Raw genomic sequence first — 24,558 nt, forward strand, 5'->3', positions numbered from 1 at the left:
GAAGCAGCCAGTCAATTGGATCATAACCCGGTGCCGGATTTACACGAACGGACCTTGGCACCGAGTACGGTTAAACAAAATAGGGGTTTTATACAGAAAAAGAAGAGGTTGGGGGACCTCTTCTTTTTCATTTTCTATAATAAAGGTATTAGATGAACTACCTTACAATTTACCATTGTTACCCCGCCTAAAATAACAATCAAGACGAATTCCCGATCTCATAATGTATTATTTTACAAATTATGGGATTTTAGTGATTTTTTTGTTCTCTTTAAAGTTATAATAATACCAAGAAAACTAAAGTAAATAGGTGTAGGAAGGAGTAATAGAATGAGTTATAAAAATACTTTTATTAAAGTCTCAGAGGACTCTGTAGTGGATTCAGCTATTATACCTCTCCCAAGAAATAACAAGCCTACTATAGCAACGATTGAATATGACTTAATCAGTAATAACCCCTATAAATATACTCAAGAAGATGTCCAATTCCAAACTTATTTAATTAAAAGCCAAATTCAGTCCGAGCAGCTAGATGAAATAAGAGAACAATTTTTCCAAAAACCTAAAGCTTGTTTTAGAGCTTCTCCATTGGTAAAAAAATATGGGTGGGGAATACACTACGATAATGAAGGAAAAGTTGCCATATATGATGTTAATAGTGAAGGGTACGAGCGATTTCTCAATTCGGACCAGATCACTTTAATAAAAGGCATGCGTTCTAAACGGGTAGAAAAATAGCATCTCGTTCATCTGCCTTGAAAAATAGGAGATCCGTCCCACTCTGAGACGGAGATTAAAGTCCAGTGGAACAATCCCAGCTTCTTGAATTCCATTAAAAAACTTGATAGCTCAATAAAAAAAGCAGAGCGGATTCATAAGTGAATTGCTTTGCTTTAATATTGTCTTAGGGTACCTTTAGAGAAAAGCCTACTCCTGATGCAAAAAAATTTCCTCAAGTACGTCCCCTTAAGTTCACTGCATTTTTTCATTATAAAATTGCACCGCATACATCGCACCTTCGCTGACCATATTGTTATCTTCAAGGTCATCGGGGTGAGGGTGGCCACCCTTATTAATCGGCAGTTCGGTCTTATGAAAAACAGTCGGTTTGATTTTGTGCTTCCAATCACGTAGAAATGACTCTGCCTTGATGCGGTTGGGTTTATTCGATAACCATAGTGCAGCGGAGGTACCAACCCCTACAGCCAATAATGAACTCATACTTAGGACTCGTTTCATCTCTTATTCACTCCCTTTAGTACTATTTATACTATGTATACCCGCCCATTTTTGCCATCAAACATTTTTTAAAGTTTGATTTGGGCAATAATGGGGGATGCAGATAAAAAACATCAGGGAACGGGAGGATGGAACATGGAGAATGATTTCCCTACGGGTCAGTGGCAATGGATCCAGCTTCACAAAAATGACCAGGGCCGTATTAGTGATGAAAAGATAAAGGCCTGGCTAGAGGATGTCCGCAAAAATAAAACGAACTTCCTGCGGGTCAATTGTTTCGAAGATGAGGAACAGATCGTCAATGGTTCCCTCATCTATAAACAGAATATTTCTGATGAACAGGACTATAAAATGATTCATTTTTACCTAACGGAAGATCGATTGGTGACCGTCAATTTGGATTGGTCGGAGCTAAAACAAATCACCCCCGATCGGTTTGTTCGGCAAATCAAGGGAACCAAAAATGCCGTCGAGGGATTTTTGCTGTTTCTTAGCGAAGTTATCAATGAAATGTTAGTGGGAATTGACGAGTTCGAAGAGGCGCTGAAAACACTGGTCTGGAGTGTGAGGAAGAGAAACGAAACGGGGATTTTAGAGGAGGTGTACCATCGCAGGCATGAGCTATTGGTTTGTAAAAATCTCCTCATCCCGATTAATGAAGTCAAAATGGCGATCGATGAGATGGGCTTTCACGGCATCAGCGACAGCAAAATTTTTAAAACCATCGGCAAACGCACGGAACGGATGATGTTTTTGCTGAATGAATATGAACACCAGCTAGATTCAATGATTAACTTGGAAGAAGTCATCTCTTCGCATCGCGGAAATGAAATCATGAAGACCTTAACGGTGATTACGACGATTTTTACCCCGATTATGGCACTGGGCGCCTTATGGGGAATGAATTTTAAACATATGCCGGAGCTGGAGTGGCGCTATGGCTATAGTCTCTCAATCGTTGTCATCCTTATTTCTACTTTACTTCTATATGGATATTTAAAAATGAAAGGCTGGACCGGAGACCTGCTCAAGGGCAAAAAACGAGGTTCCTTTTTTAAATAACAAGTTACAAATATATCAAAAGGATTAAAAGGCAAGAAAAAGGTTTTATGATGACGGCCGGGTGGTATAACACTATCAAGGTTACAAACAAGGTAACCTGATAGAAGAATCCAGCTTAACACAAGAAAGAGGGTGGTTGAAATATGTGGGCTGCGTGGGATTTACCGTATGTGAAAGGAAGGCAGCAGACATAAAATTTAGAGGAGGAATGGAAAATGGCAAAGAATGATAGGGAACGAATGGATATGGAAGAGACGCTTACTCAAAGGAATGACGGATACGGACGGCAAAGGCAGCTTGATGAAAGTAATCGGGACCCGCGTAAGTCTGGAGTACAAGAGCAGCGGGACCCAAGCAATGACAGGGCACACGGGATACAGGAAGTGCGGGATCCATCCGCAAACGGTGGCCGACAGTTGGAACGAGATCCCAAGTTGCAAGTCAGAGGGGGACAAGCTGATGGTGACCCGGCCGTTCTTTGTAGCGGGCAGAACGCATGGTCAACCTGGTGAGTCCGGGGATGCCCGAGCTGGCATTCCGAATTTCAACAGGAATGAACTGATCGACGACCCTACGGTCCTCTATGGTGATAAGCAGCAACAGGATACCAGCGGGTTACGATATGGAGAAGAAATGTCGAAAAGTGCATTGAAAGAGTACGGGCAAAAGGAATAAATGTAATAAACAAGAGGCTTGCACTAATTGGTGCAAGCCTCTTGTCTTGGTAAGCCCATAAAAAACCAGCGGCCCGATTATCAGGACCGCTGGTTTTGCAACGGATCAGCAGTTTTATGGTCTTCTTCCTCCAGCTCAGTGCCGGTTTTGGCCTGCTCCATTTCCTTGCCGAGTTTTTTGACTTCCTCAAGATTTCGCGCCATGGAACCATTCTGCTCGTTATTGGGACTCTCTCTTTTGATGGATGGTTTGGTCAGTTTCTCCATGTATGTCCCCTCCTTTTTATATGTGTATGTACCCGAATCTGCTATAACAAAACCACTTTTTTAAAAAAAGTACAAAAGCACTAGGCGGTTCCGTCTATTCGATGTGTTGGAATATTTTGATATAATGCAAAAAAGAAATTTTTAAAAAAAGAGGTTTAACCAAGTTTGGAAGCGGGTATTAAAAAACTAAAGCTATCAGAGGTGAGGATGAATGAATCTAGCGATTGATGTTCAAAAGAAGGATCGAGAAGTATGGGTACAAGCAGCAGGGGAAATTGATGCGTTTACCGCACCAAAATTGAGAGAGGAATTATGGCCCTATGCACAAGGAAATACGGTAACCAATATTGTCATCGACTTAAAGAATGTTTCCTATCTAGACAGCACCGGGCTTGGCGTCTTTGTTGGCTTATTTAAACAGTTGAAGCAAAAGGGTGGGGAGTTAAAACTGATGAATCTATCGAATCGGTTACAGCGGCTATTTGAAATTACAGGACTAAGTCATATTATGGATATTTCTGCGAATGTTTAGGAGTGGGGGACGATGGAACAAGTGATGGATTATATTGAAATGAAAATTCCGGCCAAGCCGGATTATGTCGGTGTGATCAGGTTAACATTATCGGGGATTGCCAGCCGCATGGGTTATAGCTACGAGGAAATTGAGGACATCAAGATTGCGGTTAGTGAAGCCTGCACAAACGCCGTGCAGCATGCTTACCCGATGAATGATAGGGGCGAAGTGATTGTTGGCTTTGGCATTTATCCCGACAAGCTGGAGCTGATGGTAGCGGACAGCGGCAGGAGCTTCAATTTTTTAGAGACAAAAAACGAACTGGGACCCTACTCAGAATCTAGCACAGTGGATCAGCTTTCCGAGGGAGGGTTAGGGTTATATTTGATTGAAACGCTCATGGATGAGGTCCGTGTGCTGAATCATTCCGGTGTAACGGTCTTCATGGTGAAGTATCTGAGCGGGGAGCGTGAAAATCATGGGACAACTAGCACAACCCAGGAAACGAACTAAGGAAGAAGTCGATGCCTTGATTTTTGAATTCCAGCAAAATGGGAACGAGTTGGCCCAGACCATCTTAGTGGAGAATTATACGGCACTCGTCGGGAGTCTGGCGCGAAAATATTCTAAAGGAAAGAATCACCATGAAGATATGATGCAAGTCGGAATGGTCGGCTTATTGGCTGCCATCAGAAGATATGACCCCGAAGCAGGAAAACCCTTTGAATCGTTTTTGATTCCTACCGTGATTGGAGAAATCAAACGGTTCCTAAGAGATAAAACGTGGAGTGTCCATGTTCCGAGACGAATCAAAGAAATTTGGCCCAAAGTGAATAAGGCGGTGGACGAGCTGACCACTCAATATAAACGCTCGCCAAAAATCCAGGAAATTGCCGAGTTTTTGGAGATTTCCGAAGAGGAAGTGTTAGAGGCGATGGAAATGGGGAGAAGCTACCAAACCGCCTCAGTGGACCAAACCATAGAACTGGGCTCCGGTGAAAGCACGGTGACCACCTTAGACATCATGGGGTCGCCGGATGAAAACTTCGAAAAAGTGGAACAGATGCTTTCTATTCAAAGTGCCCTAAACATTCTATCCGAACGAGAAAAACAAATTCTCCATTACACATTCGCTGCTAACAAAAGCCAAAAAGAAACAGGCGAGCAACTGGGAATCTCCCAAATGCACGTATCCCGCCTGCAAAAAAAAGCCCTCAAAAAACTGCGCAAAGCACTCACAAGCGACTCCTTCCAAGGAGTCAACTAAAAGGTGCCTGACCCCCGTTGCGTTAACGCGTTAATACACTGGGGGACAGGCACCTTTACAAAGGGGATGAAGCTTGATGAATATTGTGATTGTCGATGATAATGCCACCAATTTAATGATTGTCGAGAAGGTGCTGCGGAAGGCTGGTTATGAACGATTGGTTTTGCTGTCTTCAGCCCGAGCGTTATATGATTATTTGCAGCTGGACACGCCCAATCCGGAGGAGGTTCCGGCCGATTTAATTTTGTTGGATTTGATGATGCCGGAAATTGATGGAATCGAGGCGTGCCGGACGATTCTGGCTAATGAGCGATATCATGACCTGCCGATCATTTTTGTTACGGCGATGGGAGACTCCTATAAGATGGCGGAAGCGATGGATGCGGGTGCCCTTGATTATGTGATGAAACCAATCAATAAAGTCGAGCTGTTGGCGAGAATCCGCTCGGTGCTCCGCTTAAAGTATGAGAAGGACCTGAGGAAAGAACGGGATAAGCGGATTCAGTATGAATTGGACTTGGCCAAGCAGGTGCAGCGAAGCGTGCTGAGCAGTCCGTTTCATGATGATCATGTGACCATTTCAGCGGTGTACAAACCTTCATTTGAGCTGGCTGGTGACTTATATGCTTGGTATAAAATTAGTCCCGACCGTTATGGGGTTATTTTGCTTGATATGATGGGACATGGAATTTCATCCTCCCTCGTATGCATGTATATTTATTCTGTCTTAAAAGATTGCATTACGGGTATGTGCGACCCGGAGACGGTGATGAAAGAATTGAATCGGCGCATGAACCAGCTGCATGATTCTGATAGTCTATTAAATTATTATTTTACGGCAATTTATTTGGTGCTCGACACGGACAATCAGACGGTTGAATATGTGAATGCCGGGCATCCGGCGGGGATTGCAATGGTGGATGGCCGGGCGGAAATGATGACGGAAGGCTGCTGCCCTCTTGGCCTGTTTGAGGAGATTGAGGTATCAAAAGGTGTGATTTCGTACCAGGATGGGGTACGGATTTTGTTGTTTACAGATGGGGTATCAGAATCGCTGGAGGAAGATTATGAGGAAGCATTAATGAAGATCACCGACTGTATGGAAAGACCGGGTATGGTTGATCCTGCTGCTTTGCTGCAACAGCTGCAGCCAGGTTCTGAGTTGGTGAATGCTCCAAAGGATGATATGTGTTTGGTGATGCTATCGACAAAAGGTTAGGACGGGGCTTTCAGGGTAGTGATGTAGGTTGGGGTTGGATAAGTCTTTGTCGGTGGTCACAAAGAAGGGTCTCAGCATTCTAATGCTGACACCCGAAATGGTATGGGATGGGGAGGGGGATTCTCCTACTCAGACTAGTAGGCTTGGAGCATCCATCTGTATTTCTCGAGTGAAGCCCGGATGCTGGTCATCAGGTCGGCGGTCGGCTGGTCTTCGTGGTTTTCGGAGAGGGTGATGCCCTCGGTGAGCTCACTGCAGATGGCGTCAAGGTCGTCTGCGAGTGCCTGGACCATGTCTTGGGCGGTCTCCTCGCCATCTGCTTCGTTTATGGAAGAAAGCTGTAATTGTTCTTTCAATGTCGCAGTTGGAAAGGCGCCAATTGACAGCATTCTTTCCGCAATAGTATCAAGATGGAGCGCTGCTTCGGTATAGAGTTCTTCAAATTTAGCATGCAGCGTAAAGAAGTTCTCACCTTTTACATACCAATGGAAATGGTGCAGCTTCATATAAAGGACCGAGAAATTAGCCACCTGCTTATCCAGCAAACCACCCACCTGACCAGCCTTCGCCATTCCCTTTGTCATCGTTCTAGCCATACTAACAACCTCCAGTTATGAAACAAATTTTGATAAATAAGTGGTGCTACCCAATAAATACCCGTAAATCGAACACTTAAAACCTAAAAAAATATAACTCTTAAAAATGCTACAAGGGGGACAGGCCTCCAGCAGAGTGACGCGGTAAAGTAATGGGGGACAGGCCCCCGGCAAGGTAACGCGGTAAAGCAGCGGGGGCCTGTCCCCCGTCACTGTAATGTAATGATGTAAGGGGGCGGATGGGATGAAAGGTTTTGTTTATAATATTCGTGGCAAGATTTTGTCGGGTTATTTGTTTGTCTTGTTTTGTTTGGTGCTGTCTCTGCTGATTGTGATTGGCAGGATGACGGCTCTGCAAAACGAGGTGGATTATGTGGCTGAACATGATATGGCGGTGCACGATTTAGCGAATCAGATTCAAAAGAATGTCTTGGATATGGAAACCGGTATGAGGGGTTATGTGATAACGGGCAATGAGGACTATTTGGAGCCCTATAACCAGGGGAGCCGGAGCTGGCAGGATAACTACAATAAACTGCATTCTCTGTTAGAGGAGAACGGCGCCCAGCAGCGGACTCTGGAAGAAATTAAACCTTTGATAATCAAGTGGGTAAACGATTCTGGAGAATACCTCATCAATCAAAAGCGTGCAGGGAACGAAGAGGCAATAACCGAAAACTTTAAAAATAATACAAGTAAGAATATAACGGATCAGCTGCGCAAACAGTTTGATTCTTTTCTGGCGGCAGAAAAGAAACTGACAAGCGAACGAATCAACCATCTCTATCAGAACAACACCAACTTAAAAGTAGCCCTGTATGCCATCATCGTTTTGGTGTCATTGGTTACCATTGCTACAGCATTATTTTTGTCCAATTCAATCGCCAAAACGATTAAACAAGTAGTTAGGACGATTAAAAACATTACCGATTCCAGTTCTGAAGTCGATCTTACGGCACGGATAAAGGTAAACACACGTGACGAGACCCGCGAGCTGGCAGACGCAATGAACGACCTTCTCGGCAGTCTTGAAAAACAAAGCTGGGTTCAAAAAAGCGTCGCTGATATTTCCACGATGTACCAAGGAATCACGGACCTTGACGACTTGGCGCAGGCCTTTGTTACCAAATTGGCTCCATTACTTGAAGCAGTTTACGGGGTCGTCTATCTCCGCAAGAGCGAAGGGAAGGAGACCGTTTATGTGAAAGCCGCCGGATATGCCCTGACGAAGGAAGAGCCTGGCGAAGCAAGCTTCCGGCTGGGGGAAGGGCTCATCGGCCAAGCGGCATTGGATAAACGATTATTTCTAATTGATCAGCTGCCCGAAGAGCACATCAAGGTGACCTCCGGATTAGGCATGTCATCACCAAGAAACCTATTGATTGCTCCAATTGTCGTGGAGGACAGGGTAGAGGCAGTCGTTGAGTTTGCGGCACTGCAGCCATTTCTCTCCCAGCACTTGACCTTATTGGACATGCTTCAAGATAAATTTGGCTCGGCGATTACCAATGTAGCCGGCCGGATGGAAGTCGAAAGGCTGTTGGCAGAATCACAGGTCTTGACGGAAGAACTACAGGCACAATCTGAAGAGCTCCAAGCCCAATCAGAAGAATTGCAGATGCAGCAGGAGCAGCTGCGGATTACCAATGAATTTTTAGAAGAACAGAAGCAATACGCCGAGCAGCGCGCGCGTGACCTCAAAAAAGCGAAGGACGAACTGGAGGATTATTCGCGAAAACTGCAGATGAGTTCACAATATAAGTCTGATTTTCTGGCGAACATGTCCCATGAGCTTCGCACGCCGTTAAACAGCATCATCATTCTGTCACAGATGCTGATGGAGAATACGGAAGAAATGGACGAGGGCGAGGTAAGTGAATCGGCACGAGTCGTGTATACAGCGGGTAAAGATTTATTAAGGCTAATTGATGATATTCTTGATTTATCAAAAATTGAAGCAGGGAAAATTGAAATTTTAACAGACGAGGTCAATGTGACAGAAATTCCGCAGATGATGAAAAGCATGTTTGACCCCATTGCGGCTAAAAAGGGGCTGGGTTTCGACGTAATCATCGGTCCCGATGTGCCGCCTATCCTATCGACAGACGGACAACGATTGCAGCAAATATGGAAAAATCTACTATCAAACGCCTTTAAATTTACTGAACACGGCTCGATTACGGTACGAATTGAACTTGCCGGTTTTGAAAAAATCCAAGGGTTGCTTGGACAACAAACTGGGGAGCCTGTGCTGGCGATATCGGTAACAGATACCGGAATTGGCATTCCAGCCGAAAAACAGCAAATTATTTTTGATGCCTTCCAGCAGGTCGATGGCACGACCAATCGGCAATATGGGGGTACCGGACTCGGATTGTCCATATGCCGCGAATTCACTCGTTTGCTTGGCGGCGCCATTGAAGTAGAAAGTGAGCCTGGCAAGGGAAGTACGTTTACCTTATATATTCCAAGTATTATAGAGGCGGAGTACCATGCATTGGACCTTGCGATGAGAGAAGTGGCGGCCGGCACCGTAACAGAACCAGTGGAACGTTTCGATAATGAACCTGAGGCTCAGAAGGAACCAGCCGATACGGAATGCTCTGATGTTCAGCTTTTTAAAGGAAAAAAGGTACTATTAGTCGAGGACGATGGCCGAAATGTCTTTGCACTTGTGACCGCTCTTGAGAAAAAAGGAGTGAACGTGCAGGTGGCAGAGAACGGCAGACGGGCCATTGAGATATTGCAAGCACAGGCCGAATTTGACTTGATTTTCATGGATATCATGATGCCAGTCATGGGAGGTTATGAGGCAATGAAAATGATCCGAAACGACCTGCAGATGGAAAATCTCCCTATCATTGCATTGACAGCCAAGGCAATGAAGGGAGAACGCGATAAGTGCATGGAGGCAGGGGCCTCTGATTACATTATGAAGCCATTAAATATCAATCAGCTATTTTCGCTGATGCGCGTGTGGCTGACGGAGCAGGTGAATCCAAGGTGAACAACATGCCCATCAATCAAACGATAAATATAATAGAAGAAAGAGATGCTTTTGAACTGAACGAAATTCAGCAAATCGAAATCAATTTGCTTTTGGAAGGACTATATCAAATGTATGGCTATGACTTCCGCGGCTATGTGCGATCGTCTCTTACCAGAAGGATATTATATCGCATGAAGGCAGAGCGGCTTCCGACAATTTCGTCACTTTTGGAAAAAGTGCTTCACGAGCAAGGCTATGTAGAAAGGCTGTTGAATGATTTATCCATCCGGATGACGGAAATGTACCGGGACCCCAGCTTTTTTGCTGCTTTTAGGGATCAGGTCGTGCCAGTGGTGCGAGGTCTTCCGGAGATCCGCATCTGGCATGCCGGCTGCGCGACAGGAGAAGAGGTTTACTCCATGGCCATCCTGATGCTCGAGGAGGGGCTGGCTGCCAAAACAAGGATTTACGCGACGGATATGAATGAGAAAGCCCTGCTAGCAGCACAAAAAGGAGCATTCCCACTGAAGAAAATGCAGCAATACACGAAAAATTACTTAAAAGCAGGTGGAAAAAGGTCCTTTTCCGAGTACTATACAACCGACCATCATTATGCCTATTTCCGCCCTGATCTGAACCAGAACATCACCTTCGCGCAGCATAACTTAGTTACAGACGGATCGTTCAACGAATTCCATGTCGTCCTCTGCCGAAATGTGATGATATACTTTGACAACCACCTGCAGCAGCAAGTGCACACCCTCATCCACAACAGCCTGGCGGACGGAGGATTCATCGGACTCGGAAACAAAGAAACCATCCTATACATGCCCAAACACATCCAATACCAAGAATTCAACCCACAAGAGAGAATCTACCGCAAAGGGGTCAGGCCCCCGGCGGAGTAATGCGGTAAAGCGGTGGGGGACAGGCCCCCGGCAAAGTAATGCGGTGAAGCGGTGGGGGCCTGTCCCCCAACAAAGTAATGCGGTAAAGTGCCGGCAGCTGAACAGGGTCCGAAAAAAGAGACTGCATGGTTTGCAGTCTCTTTTGGTTATGTTTATGTTGTGCGGTTGAGGCTTTTGAGTAGGAAGGTTACGAGGAGTGTGATGGCTATGGCGCCGAGGAGTGCTGGGAGGATGTAGAATCCTCCGATGACGGGGCCCCAGCTTCCTAGTAGGAGCGATCCGAGCCATGCTCCGATAAATCCTGCAATAATATTTCCAATGATGCCTCCCGGTAGGTCCTGGCCGAGAATGAGCCCGGCCAGCCAGCCGATTACGCCTCCGATGATTAATGACCAAATGAATCCCATAAAGATTCGCTCCTTTCTATTTTTCTATGAGTTATGGGTTATATGTACCCGATTAAAAATCACTTAAACATGGTATTGAACGATTCTAATAATCCCACCTGTTTACAACAGTTTCTCGTGAAGTTGCCCCTGGGGATCAGCTGCTTTTAAACCTAAATAATGCCGGCATACCTTAAGCTCATACGTCAACCTTTGGAATTTCTCCTGATTCCGCTCATCCAAACATTGGTCGATTTCCCGTTGCAGCAAACTCATCTTGGTGATAATTTCAGCCTGGCACCTCTGCTCCATAGAAATATGCTTGTTCCGCTTGGGCGGAAGCTCCCGGGCATAATCAATCGGCTGGGTTAATAATAACCCGCATTTGCACCAATTTACTCCTACATCTATCACGAAAAATTCATCGTTGCCGCAATATCGGCATTTCAGTTTCCTCATTCTAGCCACCTCCAAAGTAATAACGGCCTCAACCGCTCCTACGTTTTTTCATCTATATACCCACATTTCTTTTCCGAGTAACCTCGAATAAAAATTTTTTAAAAATAGGTTTCATATCCTTCAGGAGCGGTTATATACCAAACAAGCCGCAACTGACATTCATCGTCAGCTTCGGCAAAGTGACCCTAGAGGAGGAATGAACATGGCTTTTATAAAAACAGTTGAAAATGGAGTAGAAGCGAAAAGGGAAATCGAGCAATTTCTCACCCAAGGGTATTCAAAGGAAGAAATTTATTTATTTGCCCATGATGAAAATCGCTCGGAGCATTTAACCGATTCTTTGGAACTGAATCATGTCGGAGTGGCAGAGCAAGGTGTACTGGATTCCATCGCCAATGTGTTCCGCAGCCGTGGGGATGAACTTCGCTCAAAGCTGCATTCACTGGGAGTATCCTCAACAGAAGCCGAAGTATATGAAGAACAATTAGATCACGGAAAACTAGTCGTACTGGCTGCCAAAACAGCCTAACGGGAGATAGCAGGAAATCGATAGGGAACCCAGTTACAATAGGTTCCCTATCGATTATAAAAAAATGGGGAGAGGAGAAATTAATATGAAAATATCCAATCAAAGTTTAGATCGATTATTAGGAAATCGTAAAACGGCGCGGCACAAAACCAGCAGGGTATCCGTACTGGACCCATTACCCGATTATCCATCAAGAGATACAGGGAGACAGGGTCTATGTTCCACTTAATTTAATGCAGGTCTGGAATGAAATATAGGAACAACAGCATTTATCATCCATCCTTAACTGCCTAAACACGGTTCTATGGTTGTGACCGGGTTTAGGCAGTTAAGCATGTGGAAAAACACGCAGGCAACTTATGGTTTTTGGAATATTCTAAATTAAAACAAAATGGAAAGTTTTAGCATTTTGTCCCGTCGGTATGATAGAATATTCACAGTGTTTCTAAAAGGAAGGGAATAATAATGGATGATTTCGGGCAGATTGCGTTAATCAGTATCTTGTCCCATTTGGTTTTTATCGCGATTTCCTGGTGGGCATTGCAGGCCATCCGGTTGGACAAACTGCTGAGGCCAAACCATATCGCCCAAGCAAGATTACTTTATATATTGTTGGCCATTGTCATCGGCTCAACTGTTAGTAATTTTTTCCTAGACTACCTACAATGGTCGCGCCAACTGCCATTAATCCTGCAGTAATGAGAATTGGAAAAAATTTAGGTCCTCGTACATGTTTCCAAATGGGAGGATTTTGAGTACAATCTAGTTTGTGGAAAAATGAGCATAGGCCATTTAATGCGCAGTGCTACATTTTTATAAATCGCAACTTGTCAGACGTATAACATGTTTTGGACATTCGTTGTCAAAAAGTGACGACAATTCCCAAGTATGCTCCCTCCACCATTGGAAACAATGGTAATTAAGGGGGAGTTGAAACGATGAAAAAAAACAAAGAAACGTTTTTATATGTAATTATCCTGTTTTGTTTTTGTTTGGTTGTTATTGGGAGTAAAACCACTGAGGCAGAGAGCGGTCTGGATCTCCATCATGCAGAAAAATCGGAAAGCGGCAGCCGGTCAATTTTTCAAAAAAATGTTCAGGACATAGCAAAATTAACAAAGGTACTCGAAACCGAAAATATTTTGCTTCAGGAATGGACATATTATGCAAGAGAACAAGTGAAAGACCTGAAAAGTGAAGAAGAGATTAAGGAATACGCAGAAGAGCTTAAGAAAAAGTTTCCCGATTGGCATTGGACAGAGAAAACCACCGATGAAACTTGGGAAATGACAGCAGTATCTCCAACATCGAACCACCACAACGAAATGCTTCAAATCATGGCGACCCACACAAAACAACCACTTACTGCGTATACTGTTTATCGAGTCAGTGGAAAGCAGTGGAACAAAGCGTCAGAGGCCTTTTTCAAATCCGCCGAATTTGAAAGTAGGCAAAATGACATATTTCGAGAAATTCCTACAGTTTTTTCTTGTGTGAAAGGGCTTTACAGTGATACGATTGATAGGGCTTTAGCGAAGACAGCAGGAAAACTGCTTAATGGATTTAAGGCAACAGAAATTGAATCGTTAAAAGAGGAGAGGTTCATGTCGGTTTCGGCTGCATCCCCTTTGTTTTCTGACTCGATTATCACAGGAAAAAACAACATGAACCTGCAAATTGGCTTACGCTCCGAAGGATTGGGCGGAGAGACTACCGTTGTAGTTGGCACACCTATCATAACGATTGAATATTAATATAGAGAAAATGGACGCGGAGGGGAATACTCTTGGAAAAGATCATCGTCCGCGGCGGAAAAAGGCTGGAAGGAACGGTTAAAGTTGAAGGCGCAAAGAATGCCGTTCTGCCTGTTATCGCTGCAACATTATTAGCAAGTGATGGAAAAAGTGTAATTTATGATGTACCTACACTCTCCGATGTATACACAATAAATGAAGTTTTACGTTACCTAAACGCAGACGTAGCTTTTAATCATAACACCGTTGTTGTTGATGCATCTAGAGTGTTACGTGATGAAGCGCCGTTCGAATATGTTCGAAAAATGCGCGCGTCAGTACTAGTGATGGGATCCTTATTGGCAAGAAACGGCCGTGCCCGTGTTGCCCTCCCGGGTGGTTGTGCAATTGGATCTCGACCTATCGACCAACATTTAAAAGGCTTCGAAGCCATGGGTGCAACGGTCAAGGTAGGAAACGGCTTTATCGAAGCGGAGGTTAACGGCCGCTTGCGTGGGGCAAAAATCTACTTGGACTTCCCAAGTGTTGGGGCAACCGAAAACATTATGATGGCGGCAACCCTTGCAAAAGGAACGACCACCATTGAAAATGCCGCAAAAGAACCGGAAATTGTCGACCTGGCAAACTTCTTGAATAAAATGGGCGCTAAGGTAAAAGGAGCCGGCACCGGCACGATTCGAATTGAAGGCGTGGATGTGTTATTCGGTATCGAGCATACCATCATTCCTGACCGGATTGAGGCAGGTACGTTCATGGTGGCTGCAGCGATTACGGGCGGAAATGTCCTTGTTCGCGGTGCTGTACCAGAACATCTTTCTTCATTGATTGCGAAAATGGAAGAGATGGGTGTCAAAATTATCGAGGAAGAGGATGGCGTTCGTGTCATTGGACCGGACCGCCTAAAGGCTGTCGATATTAAAACGATGCCGCATCCAGGCTTCCCGACCGACATGCAATCGCAAATGATGGCTTTGTTGCTTCGGGCGCAGGGCACATCGATGATTACCGAAACCGTGTTTGAAAATCGCTTCATGCACGTGGAAGAGTTCCGCCGCATGAATGCCGATATTAAAATTGAAGGCCGTTCTGTTATTTTAAATGGTCCTTCAAACTTACAAGGCGCTGAGGTTTCAGCTACCGATCTTCGCGCTGCCGCAGCCTTGATTTTAACCGGGCTAGTTGCTGAAGGTGTGACACGCGTCACCGAACTTAAACACCTTGACCGCGGCTACGTGAACTTCCACCAAAAGTTAGCGGGTCTAGGGGCCGACATCGAGCGTGTGAACGAACAGGATGAAGATCTCTTCATCGGAATGCCAAAATACGTATCAGATATGAACGCTTAATTATTACACTAAACATGAACACAACCAAAGCAACGGGGCCTGGTAAACGGGTCCTGTTTTTATTTTGGAGAGAGTAGTTCATCCGGTGCGTTTCGGCATTTTTTTGCCTGCTGAGTACGTGCGTTTTGTCCTAAAAAGAGGGTGCGTTTTACCCTACTTACTTTATTATTATCTTGGTTGTTACTTAAATCTGCCTTAAGTTCTTTTGACAAATTTTTTGTAATAAATGCTTGTCCGCCTCCATATCTTGTAAAGAGACAAACAACCAGCTTGATAAGGCTGGCTGTGAAATTACAAACTGGAGGCACATACATGAAAAAATTCAACCCACTCTTCGTAGCAGCTGCATTTCTTCTTGCCTTGACGTTGATGATCCCCGCTATCTTGGTCATCCCGTTTTCCGACCACAAGGCGAGCGGAAAACTGGGCGAGGACCTGGCGAAGGCTCCGACAGAAAATGTTTCATCCCCATCCAAGGACGCGGCAGTAGAAGTCGCTGTGTTCCGTTCTTCCCAGAAAAAAATTGAGAATGTCGACATGGAAAACTACTTAGTTGGTGTGGTGGCGGCTGAGATGCCTGCTGATTTCAATGAGGAAGCACTCAAGGCCCAGGCGCTGACAGCTAGAACCTACATCGTCAATCGATTGGTGAACAAGGATACGTTGGGCGCCCCGGAAGGCTCACAGGTGACAGACACACAAATCCACCAGGTGTACATGAATGATGCTGAGCAGCGTGAGAAATGGGGCATGGACTATGATTGGAAAAAGAAAAAAATCGTGGAGGCAGTCCGCTCCACAAGCGGCCAAATTTTGACCTATCAAGGCAAGCCGATCAGCGCCCTGTTTTTTTCGACCAGCAACGGTTATACGGAGAATTCCGAGGACTATTGGTCCGGCAGTTTCCCATACTTACGAAGTGTGACAAGCCCATGGGATAAAAGTTCCCCGAAATTCAATACTCAAAAAGTGGTGACAGTAAAAGAGTTTGAGTCGCGCTTGGGTGTGAAAATTGGCAGCAGCACCACCATCGGCGAAATTAAAGAGCGGACCGCCGGCAAGCGTGTCGCTAAAGTGGTGATCGCCGGTAAGACGTTTACCGGTCGGGATGTCCGCGATAAATTGGATTTGAAATCCTCCGACTTTTCATGGGTGCGCAAAGGCGACAATATTGTCATTACCACTAAAGGCTTCGGACATGGCGTGGGCATGAGCCAGTACGGCGCCAACGGGATGGCCGAGGAAGGCAAGAACTATCAGGAAATCGTCAAGCACTATTACCAAGGCGTTGAAGTGACAGCAGCAGACAGCATGCTGGCCACGATTACGGCGCAAAAATAAATGAGGTTTGTTTAGCCAGGACCAAAGGGGTGCCTGGCTTTTTGATTTGCTCTATATGGCCTATTGAAAAAATAACCGTGAAATAGAATAATTACAAATATTGGTATAAATGTAAACGTTTCCTGTGGAAAGAGGGGGTTTCGATGAAAGAGGAGAGACAGCTTGACACCACTCCGGTGGTGGTAAAAAAGACGTCCATGATCGGACCGGGTTTGATTGTGGCCGCGACAGGGGTAGGCGCGGGGGACTTGGTTGCCGCGCTTGTGGCAGGCACGAACTATGGTTTGGTGTTCTTATGGGCGATTTTGATTGGGGCCATCTTAAAATTTGCCCTGAATGAAGGGGTGGGCCGCTGGCATTTGATGAGCGGGAAGACGATTCTGGAAGGCTGGCATCTTATGGGCAAATGGGCCACCGGCTATTTTGGGGTGTACTCGGTGATTTGGGGCTTTGTGTACGGAGCGGCAGGCACGGCTTCCTGCGCGCTGGCGGCCTCGGCCTTATTTCCGCAGTTGTCGTTGACTGTATGGGCGATTATCCATGGAATCCTGGGCTTGGTCTTGGTCTGGTCCGGTCAATATAAACGGTTTGAGCATGCGATGAATGTGCTGATTGGCATTATGTTTGTGACGGTGGTGGGGTCGGCAATTTTGATTCTGCCGCAGCTCGGCGATGTAGTGGGGACCGCAGTGCCAACCCTGCCAAAGGGCTCGCTGATTTATGCGCTCGGGTTAATCGGCGGCGTCGGGGGCTCGCTCACGATGGCTTCTTATGGTTATTGGCTGGAGGAAAACAAGTGGAAGGGACCATCGTTTATTCCTTCGGTCCGCTACGATTCTGCCGTGGCCTATATTGTGACAGCGTTGTTTACGGTCTCGCTGCTTGTGTTGGGGGCCGGGCTGTTGTTTGGCACGGATGTGACGATTAGCGGGGAAAAAGGGTTGGTGGATTTTGCGGGGATTTTGGGGAATGAGCTGAATCCGTTGGTCCGAATCTTGTTCTTGGTGGGGTTCTGGGCGGCTTCGTTTACTTCGGTGCTTGGGGTTTGGAATGGCGTGCCGTATTTGTTTGCCGATTTTATCCGCACGGTCCGGCATCAAGATATTCCGAATGAGGAGTTGAGCAAATCGAAGGCATACCGGTTTTATGTGCTGTGGCTGACGTTCCCGCCGATGCTGCTGCATATTATCGGCAAACCGGTGGCGTTGATCATTGCTTATGGTGCCTTGGGAGCAATCTTCATGCCATTTTTGGCGATTACGCTGCTGTATTTGTTAAACAAGAAGAAATACATCGGTACGCGTGACCGCGGCCAGTGGCTGTCCAATATCGGCCTGGGGGTAAGCATCTTGCTGTTTGTGGTACTGGCGGTCAATGAATTGATGGGGTTGTTTTGATTTGAAAAGGGCAGGTGTTGATAGAAGAGGGAAAATGGTTGATAAGAGGTACCGATCGGTCGATAGAACAGGTATAGGGGGGACAATGAACTTTGAAATGAACAAAGTCAAGAATCAAAGAGTTTGCCAGGCCCTAGCCTGGTTTTTTTATGAAAAAAGTGGAGTGTTGATAGAAGAGGGAAATCGGTTGATAGGAGGTCCCAATAGGTCGATAGAACAGGGAAAAGCGTTGATAAACAGGAAAGTTTGGTTGATAAACGAATCCAACTAAAAAAGTGCTCGCTTTAAAGAACGGATAAAGGGGGACAATGAACTCTGGAAAGAACAAAGTCAAGATCCAAAGAGTTAGCCAGGCCTCGGCCTGGCTTTTTATATGAAAAAAGGACAGTGTTGATAGAAGAGGGAAATCGGTTGATAGAGGATCTCCAATCGGTCGATAAGAGGTACCAGTTGGTCGATAGGACAGGGAAAAGCGTTGATAAACTAATCCAACTAAAAAAGGCTCACTTTAAAGAACAAATAGAGCAGAGAAATGACCTCTAGGAAGAACAAAGTCAAGATCCAAAGAGTTAGCCAGGCCCCGGCTTGGCTTTTTATATGAAAAAGGGACAGTGTTGATAGAAGAGGAAAGTCGGTTGATAGAAGGCTCCAATCGGTCGATTAAGGGGTCTCACTTGGTCGATAGAACAGGGAAAAGCGTTGATAAACAGGTAAGTTTGGTTGATAAACGAATCCAACTAAAAAAAGGCTCGCTTTAAAGAACGGTTATAGGGGGACAATGAACTCTGGAAAGAACAAAGTCAAGATCCAAAGAGTTAGCCAGGCCCCGGCCTGGCTTTTTAAATGAAAAAAGGACAGTGTTGATAGAAGAGGGAAATCGGTTGATAGAGATCTCCAATCGGTCGATAAAGAGTCTCACTTGGTCGATAGAACAGGGAAAAGCGTTGATAAACAGGTAAGTTTGGTTGATAAACGAATCCAACTAAAAAAAAGGCTCGCTTTAAAGAACGGGTATAGGGGGATAATGAGCTCTGGAAAGAACAAAATCAAGATTCAAAGAGATAGCCAGGCCCCGGCCTGGCTTTTTATATGAAAAAAGGACAGTGTTGATAGAAGAGGGAAATCGGTTGATAGAAGGCTCCAACCGGTCGATAAAGGGTCTCACTGGGTCGATAGAACAGGGAAAAGCGTTGATAAACAGGTAAGTTTGGTTGATAAACTAATCCAACTAAAAAAAGCTCACTATAAAGAACAAATAGAGCAGAGAAATGAGCTCTGAGAAGAACAAATAAAGCAAAAAAAGAACCCAATCCGGGGTGCTCATCTAAAGGTTCAAAAATATGTAACAATACTGGCCAAATTTAAGTAGGAGTAGCCGGACTATGAAAAGAAATAATAGAAAAAATGAAAGGAATGATGTTATTTGTCATCACTGTTCGCGAAAGAATGCGAGAAATCACTCCTCCTCCAAAAATATGAGGCACTGATCCCGCGAATCCCCAAAAACCACCCCGTCTACCACGAAATCCAGTCAGAATACAAACGAAGGCTCGCCGGTTACATAGGAGAAAAATCACTTGTCTTCTACCTCAGCATGCTCCCCGACACCAAATACGTCATTTTCCACAACCTTCGTCTCCAATTAGAGCATTATTTTTTCCAAATCGATTATTTAATCCTTTGTCCCTCGTTCGCCCTAGTCCTAGAAGTCAAAAACCGCATAGGTGAGTATTTTTTTGATAAAAACCTCAATCAGACCACGATAACCCATAATGGAATCACGGAGCGAATCAGAAATCCGGCCACCCAAGCCCGGCTCCAAGCGGTCAAACTGACCCGCTGGCTGCAAAAGCACAACTTTGGTGAACTGCCCATCCTCTATTTGTTTGTCAACGCCAACGAAAAAGCCAGCATCAAGCTGGCACCGGGCAGCGATCACCTACTGCGCCACATGTGCAACAGTGAAGGATTGCTAGAAGAAATAAGTGGAATCCAGAATCAGTATAAAGAAGAAAAGTGTGACCCAAAAGAAATCAAAAAGATCAAGCGGCTCCTTTTGACAAACCATACTCCAGATGATACCGATTTGCTGAAGAAATTTAATCTTACGCCAAAGGACCTTCCCCCGGGGGTCCAATGTCTAACCTGCGATTTTTTGCCCATGAACTATAACCACGGGATATGGAATTGCCCAAACTGCAAGGCAACTAGCAAAAAAGCTCATGTTAAAACCATACATGTCCACTTTCTTTTAATCAAACCAACTATCACAAACGCCGAACTAAGGCGGCTGATTCTCATTGACTCACCAAGGGCGGCCAACCACATTCTCCATTCATTGGACCTTCTCTATTCCGGAATCAATAAACACCGAATCTATTTTTTAAAAAACTAACCTAATTTCTCAACTCGTCCAAGCATTTTCCGGACCCCGGTAAACTTCCCTTTGAACAGTGCCCCGTTGACAAAATAGTAGCAAACGCTGATTCCAATAAAGTCTTTCACCAAATCAAACCAGGAAGCGGAGCGTGCGGGTATGAATGATTGATGGATTTCGTCGCTGATGCCGTACAGCCCGGCAAACACGGCGCAGGCTGCGTTCAGGGCCGGCGTAAATCCGCGGCGGCGCGTCAGCATGGCCAATACCAGGAGCACATACAAAATCGCAAACTCTATTAAATGCAGCGATTCCTTGATCGTCTGGTCGATGGTCGAGTCGGGCAGCTCGACGAACTTATTCGACGGGAAGCTTGATTGGATAAAGACGATGGCCATATAGACGATCGGCAAGATCCGTAAAACCCATTTCATAAAAAAAAACCTCCAAACTATGAATAAAAATATCATTACTGTAGAAAAATAAAAAATTTTTCTGACTAGTGTATATAATTCTACTTATCTGTTCAGAATGATTGCTGAGGTGATGAAAATGAGAGAGGAAGAAAACAAACGATCTTCTCAAAGTTCCAGCGTAAAACGCTTTTTCAAAAAGCGTTGGGTATTTCCAGCCATTTATATCGCAAGTGCAGCAATCATTTTAACCGGTGTTCTTTGGTACCAAAGCAGCGCGGGAGACACAGACAAATACAGCTATAAGTCTTCTGACCTGACTGGTAAAAAGAAAGAGACTCCGGCAGTCGAAGTCAACACAGCATTAGAAAACGTGAAAATGCCTGTCGCTGATGCCAAGGATGCTGAAATCAAAACGAAATTCTATGATTTCAATGCCAAAGCAGCCGACCAGGAAGCAGCTTTAGTATTTTACAATAACACGTACCAGCCAAACACGGGCATTGATATTACCATGAAAGACGGCAAAAGCTTTGATGTTACGGCATCATTATCCGGAACCGTTACCCGTGTGGAAGAAGATGCCATACTAGGCAACGTGATTGAAATCGACCACAACAATGGTATTGTAACACAATATCAATCTGTGAAGGACATTCAGGTTGAGGTTGGCGATAAGGTTGAGCAGGGAGATGTACTTGCCAAGGCTGGGCAAAGCTTGTTCAATGAAAAAGCGAAAACACACGTCCATTTTGAAATCCGTAAAGATGGTGTCGCGGTGAATCCATCCGAGTTTTTTGACAAACCGCTAAGCACTTTACAAGAAGATAAACAATCTCAATCAGTGGATACTCCAAAAGCCAAGGAAGATCAGCAAAAAATTGACGACGAAGGCACTAAAGTAGAGGATCCAGCCGGTGACACCCCATCAGATGATGAGTCAACCACAGAAGACGAATCAACGGACACAGACTCCGGTGACCAACCAGCCACTGACGACGAATCTAGCAACAAAGCCAAAAAGCAAAACTCATAATGCATAAATCATCCGTAACAAAGGGGAAGGGGAACACTTTCCTCTTTTTTTTTTGCCACGGATTGGTGCTCCTCTGGTGATGGCATGGGAAGTATCTCGTGCCTCAAAAATGAAGCGGTGTACCTTCTCTTGTGCATGGTTCAAGATCAGAATTGGTCCATCGGTCCCACGTTAAATCGGTGCCTGTCTCCATCCGTATATGTTAGAATGGGGTATAAAGGAGGGGGTTACATTGAAAAAAATCGTTGGGATGATGCTTTTGCTTGTGCTGGGGCTCCTTATTACAGGCTGCAGCAGCAAGGAACCCACGCCTCAGGAGCGGTTCTCCCAGTACATAGACCTATGGAACCAACAAAAGTTCGATAAGATGTATGAGTACCTTTCTAATGATGCCAAAAAGACAATCTCCAAAGAAGACTTCACCAATCGCTATCAAAAAATTTACGAGGATCTGCAAATTACCGATCTGAAAGTGACGTTCAAAAAACCAAAAGACGACGAACAGGCGAAAAAAGAGCAGGCCCAATATTCTTTTTCGGCTAAAATGAACAGCATTGCAGGTCCCATTAATTTTACCCAGAAAGCCAACCTAACAAAGGAAGGCAAAGACGATAAGGAAAACTGGTATGTGGACTGGAATACCGGATTTATTTTTCCACAACTGAAGGCTGGCGATAAAATCAGCCTCAGCACGGTGGCGCCGAAACGGGGCGAGATTGTTGACCGCAACGGCACAGGTCTGGCCGTCAATGGACAGGCTTACGAAGTCGGAGTGTCGGCGGGGGAGATAGATGCACCGGTCAAGGAGCAGTTAGCTTCCCTGTTAAAAATGACCCCCGAGCAAATTGATAAAGCGTTGAGTGCCAATTGGGTCAAGCCGGGTGTGTTTGTCCCGCTCAAAAAGGTGCCGCTGGACGACCAGGAGCGGATTGCCCAGCTCATTGCCCTTGAGCCAGTGAAAACACGGAAGGTCGATGCGCGGATTTATCCTTTTAAAGAGGCTGCCGCACAGCTGACTGGCTATGTAGGCGCGATTACGGCGGATGAGCTGGAAAAATTAAAGGACAAGGGCTATACAAGCTCGGACGTGATTGGAAAACGCGGCTTGGAACAAGTCCTGGACGAACAGCTGAAGGGCCAGAGCGGCGTGAAAATTCTCATTAAAAAGAATGACGGCGGCGAAGAGGTGCTGGCCGAAAAGCCGGTGGCCGATGGGAAAACGGTCAAGCTGACCATTGATGCCAATGTGCAGTCGATCATGTATAACGAGATGGGTGGCGAGACAGGGACCGCTTCGGCTCTGCAGCCAACTACAGGGGAAACACTTGCGCTGGTCAGCAGCCCATCGTTTGACCCGAATCTGGCGGCCCTAGGCATGACCTCAGACGAGTGGAAGGCACTGCAGGATGACATACGTCAGCCGCTTCTCACGCGGTTCAAGATGGGCTTTGCGCCGGGCTCGGTGATGAAGCCGATTACCGCTTCCATCGCGCTGGACAGTGGAGCAATTAACCCGGACGAAGCGGTGGCAATCAGCGGCAAGCAATGGCAAAAAGACAGTTCCTGGGGCGGCTATTATGTGACACGCGTCCACGAAAGCAGCCCGGTCAACCTCGAAAGAGCTCTTGTTCTATCGGATAATATTTATTTTGCTCAGACGGCTTTAAAGATTGGCAAGCAAAACTTTACTGACGGGTTGACGAAATTCGGCTTTGGCGCCAAGCTTGATTATCCGTATCCGCTCGAGGAATCGAAAATCGGGGAGCTCGGAAATGATATCGCGCTTGCCGATTCCGGGTATGGCCAGGGGCAAATCCAGATGAGCATTGTCCATCTGTTGAGCGCCTATACGCCGTTTGTCAATGGTGGCAATATGATTAAACCGATTTTACTTGATGAAGAGAAGCGGAGCCAGGTGCTGAAGGAAGCAGTGGTGAATCCGGACCATGCAGCTTTGATTGCGGGGGATTTGCGCAAGATTGTTTCAGATCCTGACGGAACGGCCAAGGGAGCTAATATGCCAGATTACCCGCTGGCCGGGAAAACTGGAACGGCGGAACTCAAGCAGAAACAAGGCGAAACGGGAACGGAAAATGGCTGGTTTATCGCTTATAACCCGGATTCCCCGACTTTGATGATCGCGATGATGATCGAAGGTGCCCAAGGACGCGGCGGGTCTGGGATAGCCGTGAACAAAGTGAAAGATATTTTTATGAAAATGAAGTAATTTAGGCAAAAAAGCACCGGTTTGGTGCTTTTTTGCTGTTTTGCGGATTTTCTATTTGCTTATTTTCGGTACTATGGATAGGTTTACTGGCACTTTGCCCATTGCATGCATTATAAAAACCAGGCTTGGCCTGGCAGGGTCAATAGGTCATGGTTTTGGAACTTGATTTGTTCTTTTAAGAGCTCGTTTATCCACTATATATGTTCTTTGAAGCGAGTTGTTTTTTAGTTGGATTAGTTTATCAACCCAATTAATCTGTATATCAACGCATTTCCCTGCTCTATCGACCCAATGGGACACTTTATCGACCGATTTCCCTCTTTTATCGGCAAAGCCCAATATCATATAGAAAGCCAGGCAGGGTAAATGGATCTTGGTTTCTGGACCGGAATTGTTCTTTCTAGAGTTCAATTCCCCGCGATACTTGTTCTTTAAAGTGAGCTATTTATTAGTTGGATTAGTTTATCAACCCAATTAATCTGTTTATCAACACGGTTCCCTGTTTTATCGACTGATTGGATCCTTTTATCAACCGATTCCCCTCTTTTATCGGCAAAT

Annotated in this window: 26 protein-coding genes; 19 read left to right on the plus strand and 7 right to left on the minus strand. The window is 45.4% G+C overall.

Features of this window, described 5'->3' with window-relative positions:
• Positions 1–330: 330 nt before the first annotated feature.
• Positions 331–738 (plus strand): DUF6157 family protein, encoded by a 408-nt coding sequence (locus tag ACY8D0_RS09395; protein WP_462410252.1) that lies wholly within the window; start codon positions 331–333, stop codon positions 736–738.
• Positions 739–972: 234 nt separating this feature from the next.
• Here ACY8D0_RS09395 and ACY8D0_RS09400 read toward each other — a convergent pair whose 3' ends face one another.
• Complete coding sequence (locus ACY8D0_RS09400; RefSeq protein WP_462410253.1) at positions 973–1,239, minus strand: hypothetical protein; 267 nt, start codon at positions 1,237–1,239, stop codon at positions 973–975.
• A gap of 135 nt (positions 1,240–1,374) precedes the next feature.
• On the opposite strand from ACY8D0_RS09400, the gene ACY8D0_RS09405 reads away from it, so the two are divergent.
• The 3 genes from ACY8D0_RS09405 (at position 1,375) to ACY8D0_RS09415 (ending at position 2,976) form a co-directional block, all read left to right on the plus strand.
• The gene (locus ACY8D0_RS09405; protein WP_462410254.1) at positions 1,375–2,301 is read left to right on the plus strand and encodes a magnesium transporter CorA family protein; all 927 of its coding nucleotides are present in this window, start codon (positions 1,375–1,377) and stop codon (positions 2,299–2,301) included.
• Between the two features lie 215 nt (positions 2,302–2,516).
• Positions 2,517–2,813, plus strand: coding sequence for a hypothetical protein (locus ACY8D0_RS09410; RefSeq protein WP_462410255.1), 297 nt, complete (start codon positions 2,517–2,519; stop codon positions 2,811–2,813).
• Positions 2,761–2,976, plus strand: a complete 216-nt coding sequence (locus tag ACY8D0_RS09415) for a hypothetical protein (protein ID WP_462410256.1) — start codon at positions 2,761–2,763, stop codon at positions 2,974–2,976. The genes ACY8D0_RS09410 and ACY8D0_RS09415 overlap by 53 nt, the downstream gene beginning before the upstream one ends.
• Before the next feature lie 80 nt (positions 2,977–3,056).
• On the opposite strand, the gene ACY8D0_RS09420 is transcribed toward ACY8D0_RS09415, so the two are convergent.
• Positions 3,057–3,242: a hypothetical protein gene (locus ACY8D0_RS09420; protein WP_462410257.1), complete on the minus strand. Its 186-nt coding sequence runs from the start codon at positions 3,240–3,242 to the stop codon at positions 3,057–3,059.
• A gap of 211 nt (positions 3,243–3,453) precedes the next feature.
• Between ACY8D0_RS09420 and ACY8D0_RS09425 the strand changes: the two genes are divergently transcribed.
• From ACY8D0_RS09425 to ACY8D0_RS09440, 4 genes are all read left to right on the plus strand, one after another.
• On the plus strand, positions 3,454–3,774 hold the full coding sequence (locus ACY8D0_RS09425) for an anti-sigma factor antagonist (protein WP_462410258.1): 321 nt from the start codon (positions 3,454–3,456) through the stop codon (positions 3,772–3,774).
• Positions 3,775–3,786: 12 nt separating this feature from the next.
• Positions 3,787–4,269, plus strand: a complete 483-nt coding sequence (gene rsbW, locus ACY8D0_RS09430; protein ID WP_462410259.1) for an anti-sigma B factor RsbW — start codon at positions 3,787–3,789, stop codon at positions 4,267–4,269.
• Entirely contained in the window at positions 4,235–5,023 is a 789-nt protein-coding gene (gene sigB / locus ACY8D0_RS09435) for an RNA polymerase sigma factor SigB (protein WP_462410260.1), read from the plus strand. The genes rsbW and sigB overlap by 35 nt, the downstream gene beginning before the upstream one ends.
• Before the next feature lie 76 nt (positions 5,024–5,099).
• Positions 5,100–6,242 (plus strand): PP2C family protein-serine/threonine phosphatase, encoded by a 1,143-nt coding sequence (locus tag ACY8D0_RS09440; RefSeq protein WP_462410261.1) that lies wholly within the window; start codon positions 5,100–5,102, stop codon positions 6,240–6,242.
• 134 nt (positions 6,243–6,376) lie between these two features.
• On the opposite strand, the gene ACY8D0_RS09445 is transcribed toward ACY8D0_RS09440, so the two are convergent.
• A complete protein-coding gene (locus ACY8D0_RS09445; protein ID WP_462410262.1) occupies positions 6,377–6,838 on the minus strand; it encodes a Dps family protein in 462 nt (153 codons plus the stop codon).
• A 244-nt stretch (positions 6,839–7,082) separates the two neighbouring features.
• On the opposite strand from ACY8D0_RS09445, the gene ACY8D0_RS09450 reads away from it, so the two are divergent.
• Together ACY8D0_RS09450 and ACY8D0_RS09455 are read left to right on the plus strand one after the other, a co-directional pair.
• Entirely contained in the window at positions 7,083–9,845 is a 2,763-nt protein-coding gene (locus ACY8D0_RS09450; RefSeq protein WP_462410263.1) for a CHASE3 domain-containing protein, read from the plus strand.
• A gap of 5 nt (positions 9,846–9,850) precedes the next feature.
• Positions 9,851–10,735 (plus strand): CheR family methyltransferase, encoded by an 885-nt coding sequence (locus ACY8D0_RS09455; RefSeq protein WP_462411336.1) that lies wholly within the window; start codon positions 9,851–9,853, stop codon positions 10,733–10,735.
• A gap of 152 nt (positions 10,736–10,887) precedes the next feature.
• On the opposite strand, the gene ACY8D0_RS09460 is transcribed toward ACY8D0_RS09455, so the two are convergent.
• Positions 10,888–11,142, minus strand: coding sequence for a GlsB/YeaQ/YmgE family stress response membrane protein (locus ACY8D0_RS09460; RefSeq protein ID WP_462410264.1), 255 nt, complete (start codon positions 11,140–11,142; stop codon positions 10,888–10,890).
• A gap of 102 nt (positions 11,143–11,244) precedes the next feature.
• Positions 11,245–11,580, minus strand: coding sequence for an IDEAL domain-containing protein (locus ACY8D0_RS09465; protein ID WP_462410265.1), 336 nt, complete (start codon positions 11,578–11,580; stop codon positions 11,245–11,247).
• A 202-nt stretch (positions 11,581–11,782) separates the two neighbouring features.
• Here ACY8D0_RS09465 and ACY8D0_RS09470 point away from each other — a divergent pair, with 202 nt between their 5' ends.
• The 4 genes from ACY8D0_RS09470 to murA all read left to right on the plus strand — a co-directional run bounded on the left by ACY8D0_RS09470 (position 11,783) and on the right by murA (position 15,209).
• Positions 11,783–12,109 carry a YflT domain-containing protein gene (locus ACY8D0_RS09470; RefSeq protein ID WP_462410266.1) on the plus strand — a complete coding sequence of 109 codons (327 nt, stop codon included), beginning with the start codon at positions 11,783–11,785 and terminating at the stop codon, positions 12,107–12,109.
• A gap of 462 nt (positions 12,110–12,571) precedes the next feature.
• A complete protein-coding gene (locus ACY8D0_RS09475) occupies positions 12,572–12,808 on the plus strand; it encodes a DUF1146 family protein (RefSeq protein ID WP_462411337.1) in 237 nt (78 codons plus the stop codon).
• A gap of 239 nt (positions 12,809–13,047) precedes the next feature.
• Entirely contained in the window at positions 13,048–13,863 is an 816-nt protein-coding gene (locus ACY8D0_RS09480; protein ID WP_462410267.1) for a YwmB family TATA-box binding protein, read from the plus strand.
• Between the two features lie 32 nt (positions 13,864–13,895).
• Positions 13,896–15,209: a UDP-N-acetylglucosamine 1-carboxyvinyltransferase gene (gene murA, locus ACY8D0_RS09485; protein ID WP_462410268.1), complete on the plus strand. Its 1,314-nt coding sequence runs from the start codon at positions 13,896–13,898 to the stop codon at positions 15,207–15,209.
• 59 nt (positions 15,210–15,268) lie between these two features.
• On the opposite strand, the gene ACY8D0_RS09490 is transcribed toward murA, so the two are convergent.
• Positions 15,269–15,523 (minus strand): hypothetical protein, encoded by a 255-nt coding sequence (locus ACY8D0_RS09490; protein ID WP_462410269.1) that lies wholly within the window; start codon positions 15,521–15,523, stop codon positions 15,269–15,271.
• On the opposite strand from ACY8D0_RS09490, the gene spoIID reads away from it, so the two are divergent.
• The 3 genes from spoIID (at position 15,522) to ACY8D0_RS09505 (ending at position 20,342) form a co-directional block, all read left to right on the plus strand.
• A complete protein-coding gene (gene spoIID / locus ACY8D0_RS09495) occupies positions 15,522–16,550 on the plus strand; it encodes a stage II sporulation protein D (RefSeq protein ID WP_462410270.1) in 1,029 nt (342 codons plus the stop codon). The genes ACY8D0_RS09490 and spoIID overlap by 2 nt on opposite strands.
• Positions 16,551–16,693: 143 nt before the next feature.
• Positions 16,694–17,947: an Nramp family divalent metal transporter gene (locus tag ACY8D0_RS09500; protein WP_462410271.1), complete on the plus strand. Its 1,254-nt coding sequence runs from the start codon at positions 16,694–16,696 to the stop codon at positions 17,945–17,947.
• 1,423 nt (positions 17,948–19,370) lie between these two features.
• Positions 19,371–20,342 (plus strand): nuclease-related domain-containing protein, encoded by a 972-nt coding sequence (locus tag ACY8D0_RS09505; RefSeq protein ID WP_462410272.1) that lies wholly within the window; start codon positions 19,371–19,373, stop codon positions 20,340–20,342.
• Here ACY8D0_RS09505 and ACY8D0_RS09510 read toward each other — a convergent pair.
• Positions 20,339–20,758 carry a VanZ family protein gene (locus ACY8D0_RS09510; protein WP_462410273.1) on the minus strand — a complete coding sequence of 140 codons (420 nt, stop codon included), beginning with the start codon at positions 20,756–20,758 and terminating at the stop codon, positions 20,339–20,341. The genes ACY8D0_RS09505 and ACY8D0_RS09510 overlap by 4 nt on opposite strands.
• Before the next feature lie 118 nt (positions 20,759–20,876).
• Here ACY8D0_RS09510 and ACY8D0_RS09515 point away from each other — a divergent pair, with 118 nt between their 5' ends.
• Both ACY8D0_RS09515 and ACY8D0_RS09520 read left to right on the plus strand, forming a co-directional pair.
• Positions 20,877–21,773: a stage II sporulation protein SpoIIQ gene (locus ACY8D0_RS09515; protein WP_462410274.1), complete on the plus strand. Its 897-nt coding sequence runs from the start codon at positions 20,877–20,879 to the stop codon at positions 21,771–21,773.
• A 232-nt stretch (positions 21,774–22,005) separates the two neighbouring features.
• Positions 22,006–24,000, plus strand: a complete 1,995-nt coding sequence (locus ACY8D0_RS09520; RefSeq protein ID WP_462410275.1) for a penicillin-binding transpeptidase domain-containing protein — start codon at positions 22,006–22,008, stop codon at positions 23,998–24,000.
• Positions 24,001–24,558: the final 558 nt, after the last annotated feature.

This window comes from Neobacillus camarae (assembly GCF_054950115.1).

Excerpts from the sequence above, each read along its gene's own strand:
- ACY8D0_RS09455 (WP_462411336.1), top strand. The coding sequence starts at position 9,851 with ATGCCCATCAATCAAACGATAAATATAATAGAAGAAAGAGATGCTTTT.
- ACY8D0_RS09445 (WP_462410262.1), bottom strand. The coding sequence starts at position 6,838 with ATGGCTAGAACGATGACAAAGGGAATGGCGAAGGCTGGTCAGGTGGGT.
- rsbW (WP_462410259.1), top strand. The coding sequence starts at position 3,787 with ATGGAACAAGTGATGGATTATATTGAAATGAAAATTCCGGCCAAGCCG.
- ACY8D0_RS09465 (WP_462410265.1), bottom strand. The coding sequence starts at position 11,580 with ATGAGGAAACTGAAATGCCGATATTGCGGCAACGATGAATTTTTCGTG.
- ACY8D0_RS09510 (WP_462410273.1), bottom strand. The coding sequence starts at position 20,758 with ATGAAATGGGTTTTACGGATCTTGCCGATCGTCTATATGGCCATCGTC.
- ACY8D0_RS09440 (WP_462410261.1), top strand. The coding sequence starts at position 5,100 with ATGAATATTGTGATTGTCGATGATAATGCCACCAATTTAATGATTGTC.
- ACY8D0_RS09470 (WP_462410266.1), top strand. The coding sequence starts at position 11,783 with ATGGCTTTTATAAAAACAGTTGAAAATGGAGTAGAAGCGAAAAGGGAA.
- ACY8D0_RS09420 (WP_462410257.1), bottom strand. The coding sequence starts at position 3,242 with ATGGAGAAACTGACCAAACCATCCATCAAAAGAGAGAGTCCCAATAAC.
- ACY8D0_RS09515 (WP_462410274.1), top strand. The coding sequence starts at position 20,877 with ATGAGAGAGGAAGAAAACAAACGATCTTCTCAAAGTTCCAGCGTAAAA.
- ACY8D0_RS09415 (WP_462410256.1), top strand. The coding sequence starts at position 2,761 with ATGGTGACCCGGCCGTTCTTTGTAGCGGGCAGAACGCATGGTCAACCT.
- ACY8D0_RS09450 (WP_462410263.1), top strand. The coding sequence starts at position 7,083 with ATGAAAGGTTTTGTTTATAATATTCGTGGCAAGATTTTGTCGGGTTAT.
- ACY8D0_RS09395 (WP_462410252.1), top strand. The coding sequence starts at position 331 with ATGAGTTATAAAAATACTTTTATTAAAGTCTCAGAGGACTCTGTAGTG.
- ACY8D0_RS09425 (WP_462410258.1), top strand. The coding sequence starts at position 3,454 with ATGAATCTAGCGATTGATGTTCAAAAGAAGGATCGAGAAGTATGGGTA.
- ACY8D0_RS09480 (WP_462410267.1), top strand. The coding sequence starts at position 13,048 with ATGAAAAAAAACAAAGAAACGTTTTTATATGTAATTATCCTGTTTTGT.
- ACY8D0_RS09460 (WP_462410264.1), bottom strand. The coding sequence starts at position 11,142 with ATGGGATTCATTTGGTCATTAATCATCGGAGGCGTAATCGGCTGGCTG.
- ACY8D0_RS09405 (WP_462410254.1), top strand. The coding sequence starts at position 1,375 with ATGGAGAATGATTTCCCTACGGGTCAGTGGCAATGGATCCAGCTTCAC.
- ACY8D0_RS09500 (WP_462410271.1), top strand. The coding sequence starts at position 16,694 with ATGAAAGAGGAGAGACAGCTTGACACCACTCCGGTGGTGGTAAAAAAG.
- ACY8D0_RS09400 (WP_462410253.1), bottom strand. The coding sequence starts at position 1,239 with ATGAAACGAGTCCTAAGTATGAGTTCATTATTGGCTGTAGGGGTTGGT.
- spoIID (WP_462410270.1), top strand. The coding sequence starts at position 15,522 with ATGAAAAAATTCAACCCACTCTTCGTAGCAGCTGCATTTCTTCTTGCC.
- ACY8D0_RS09410 (WP_462410255.1), top strand. The coding sequence starts at position 2,517 with ATGGCAAAGAATGATAGGGAACGAATGGATATGGAAGAGACGCTTACT.
- ACY8D0_RS09490 (WP_462410269.1), bottom strand. The coding sequence starts at position 15,523 with ATGTATGTGCCTCCAGTTTGTAATTTCACAGCCAGCCTTATCAAGCTG.
- sigB (WP_462410260.1), top strand. The coding sequence starts at position 4,235 with ATGGGACAACTAGCACAACCCAGGAAACGAACTAAGGAAGAAGTCGAT.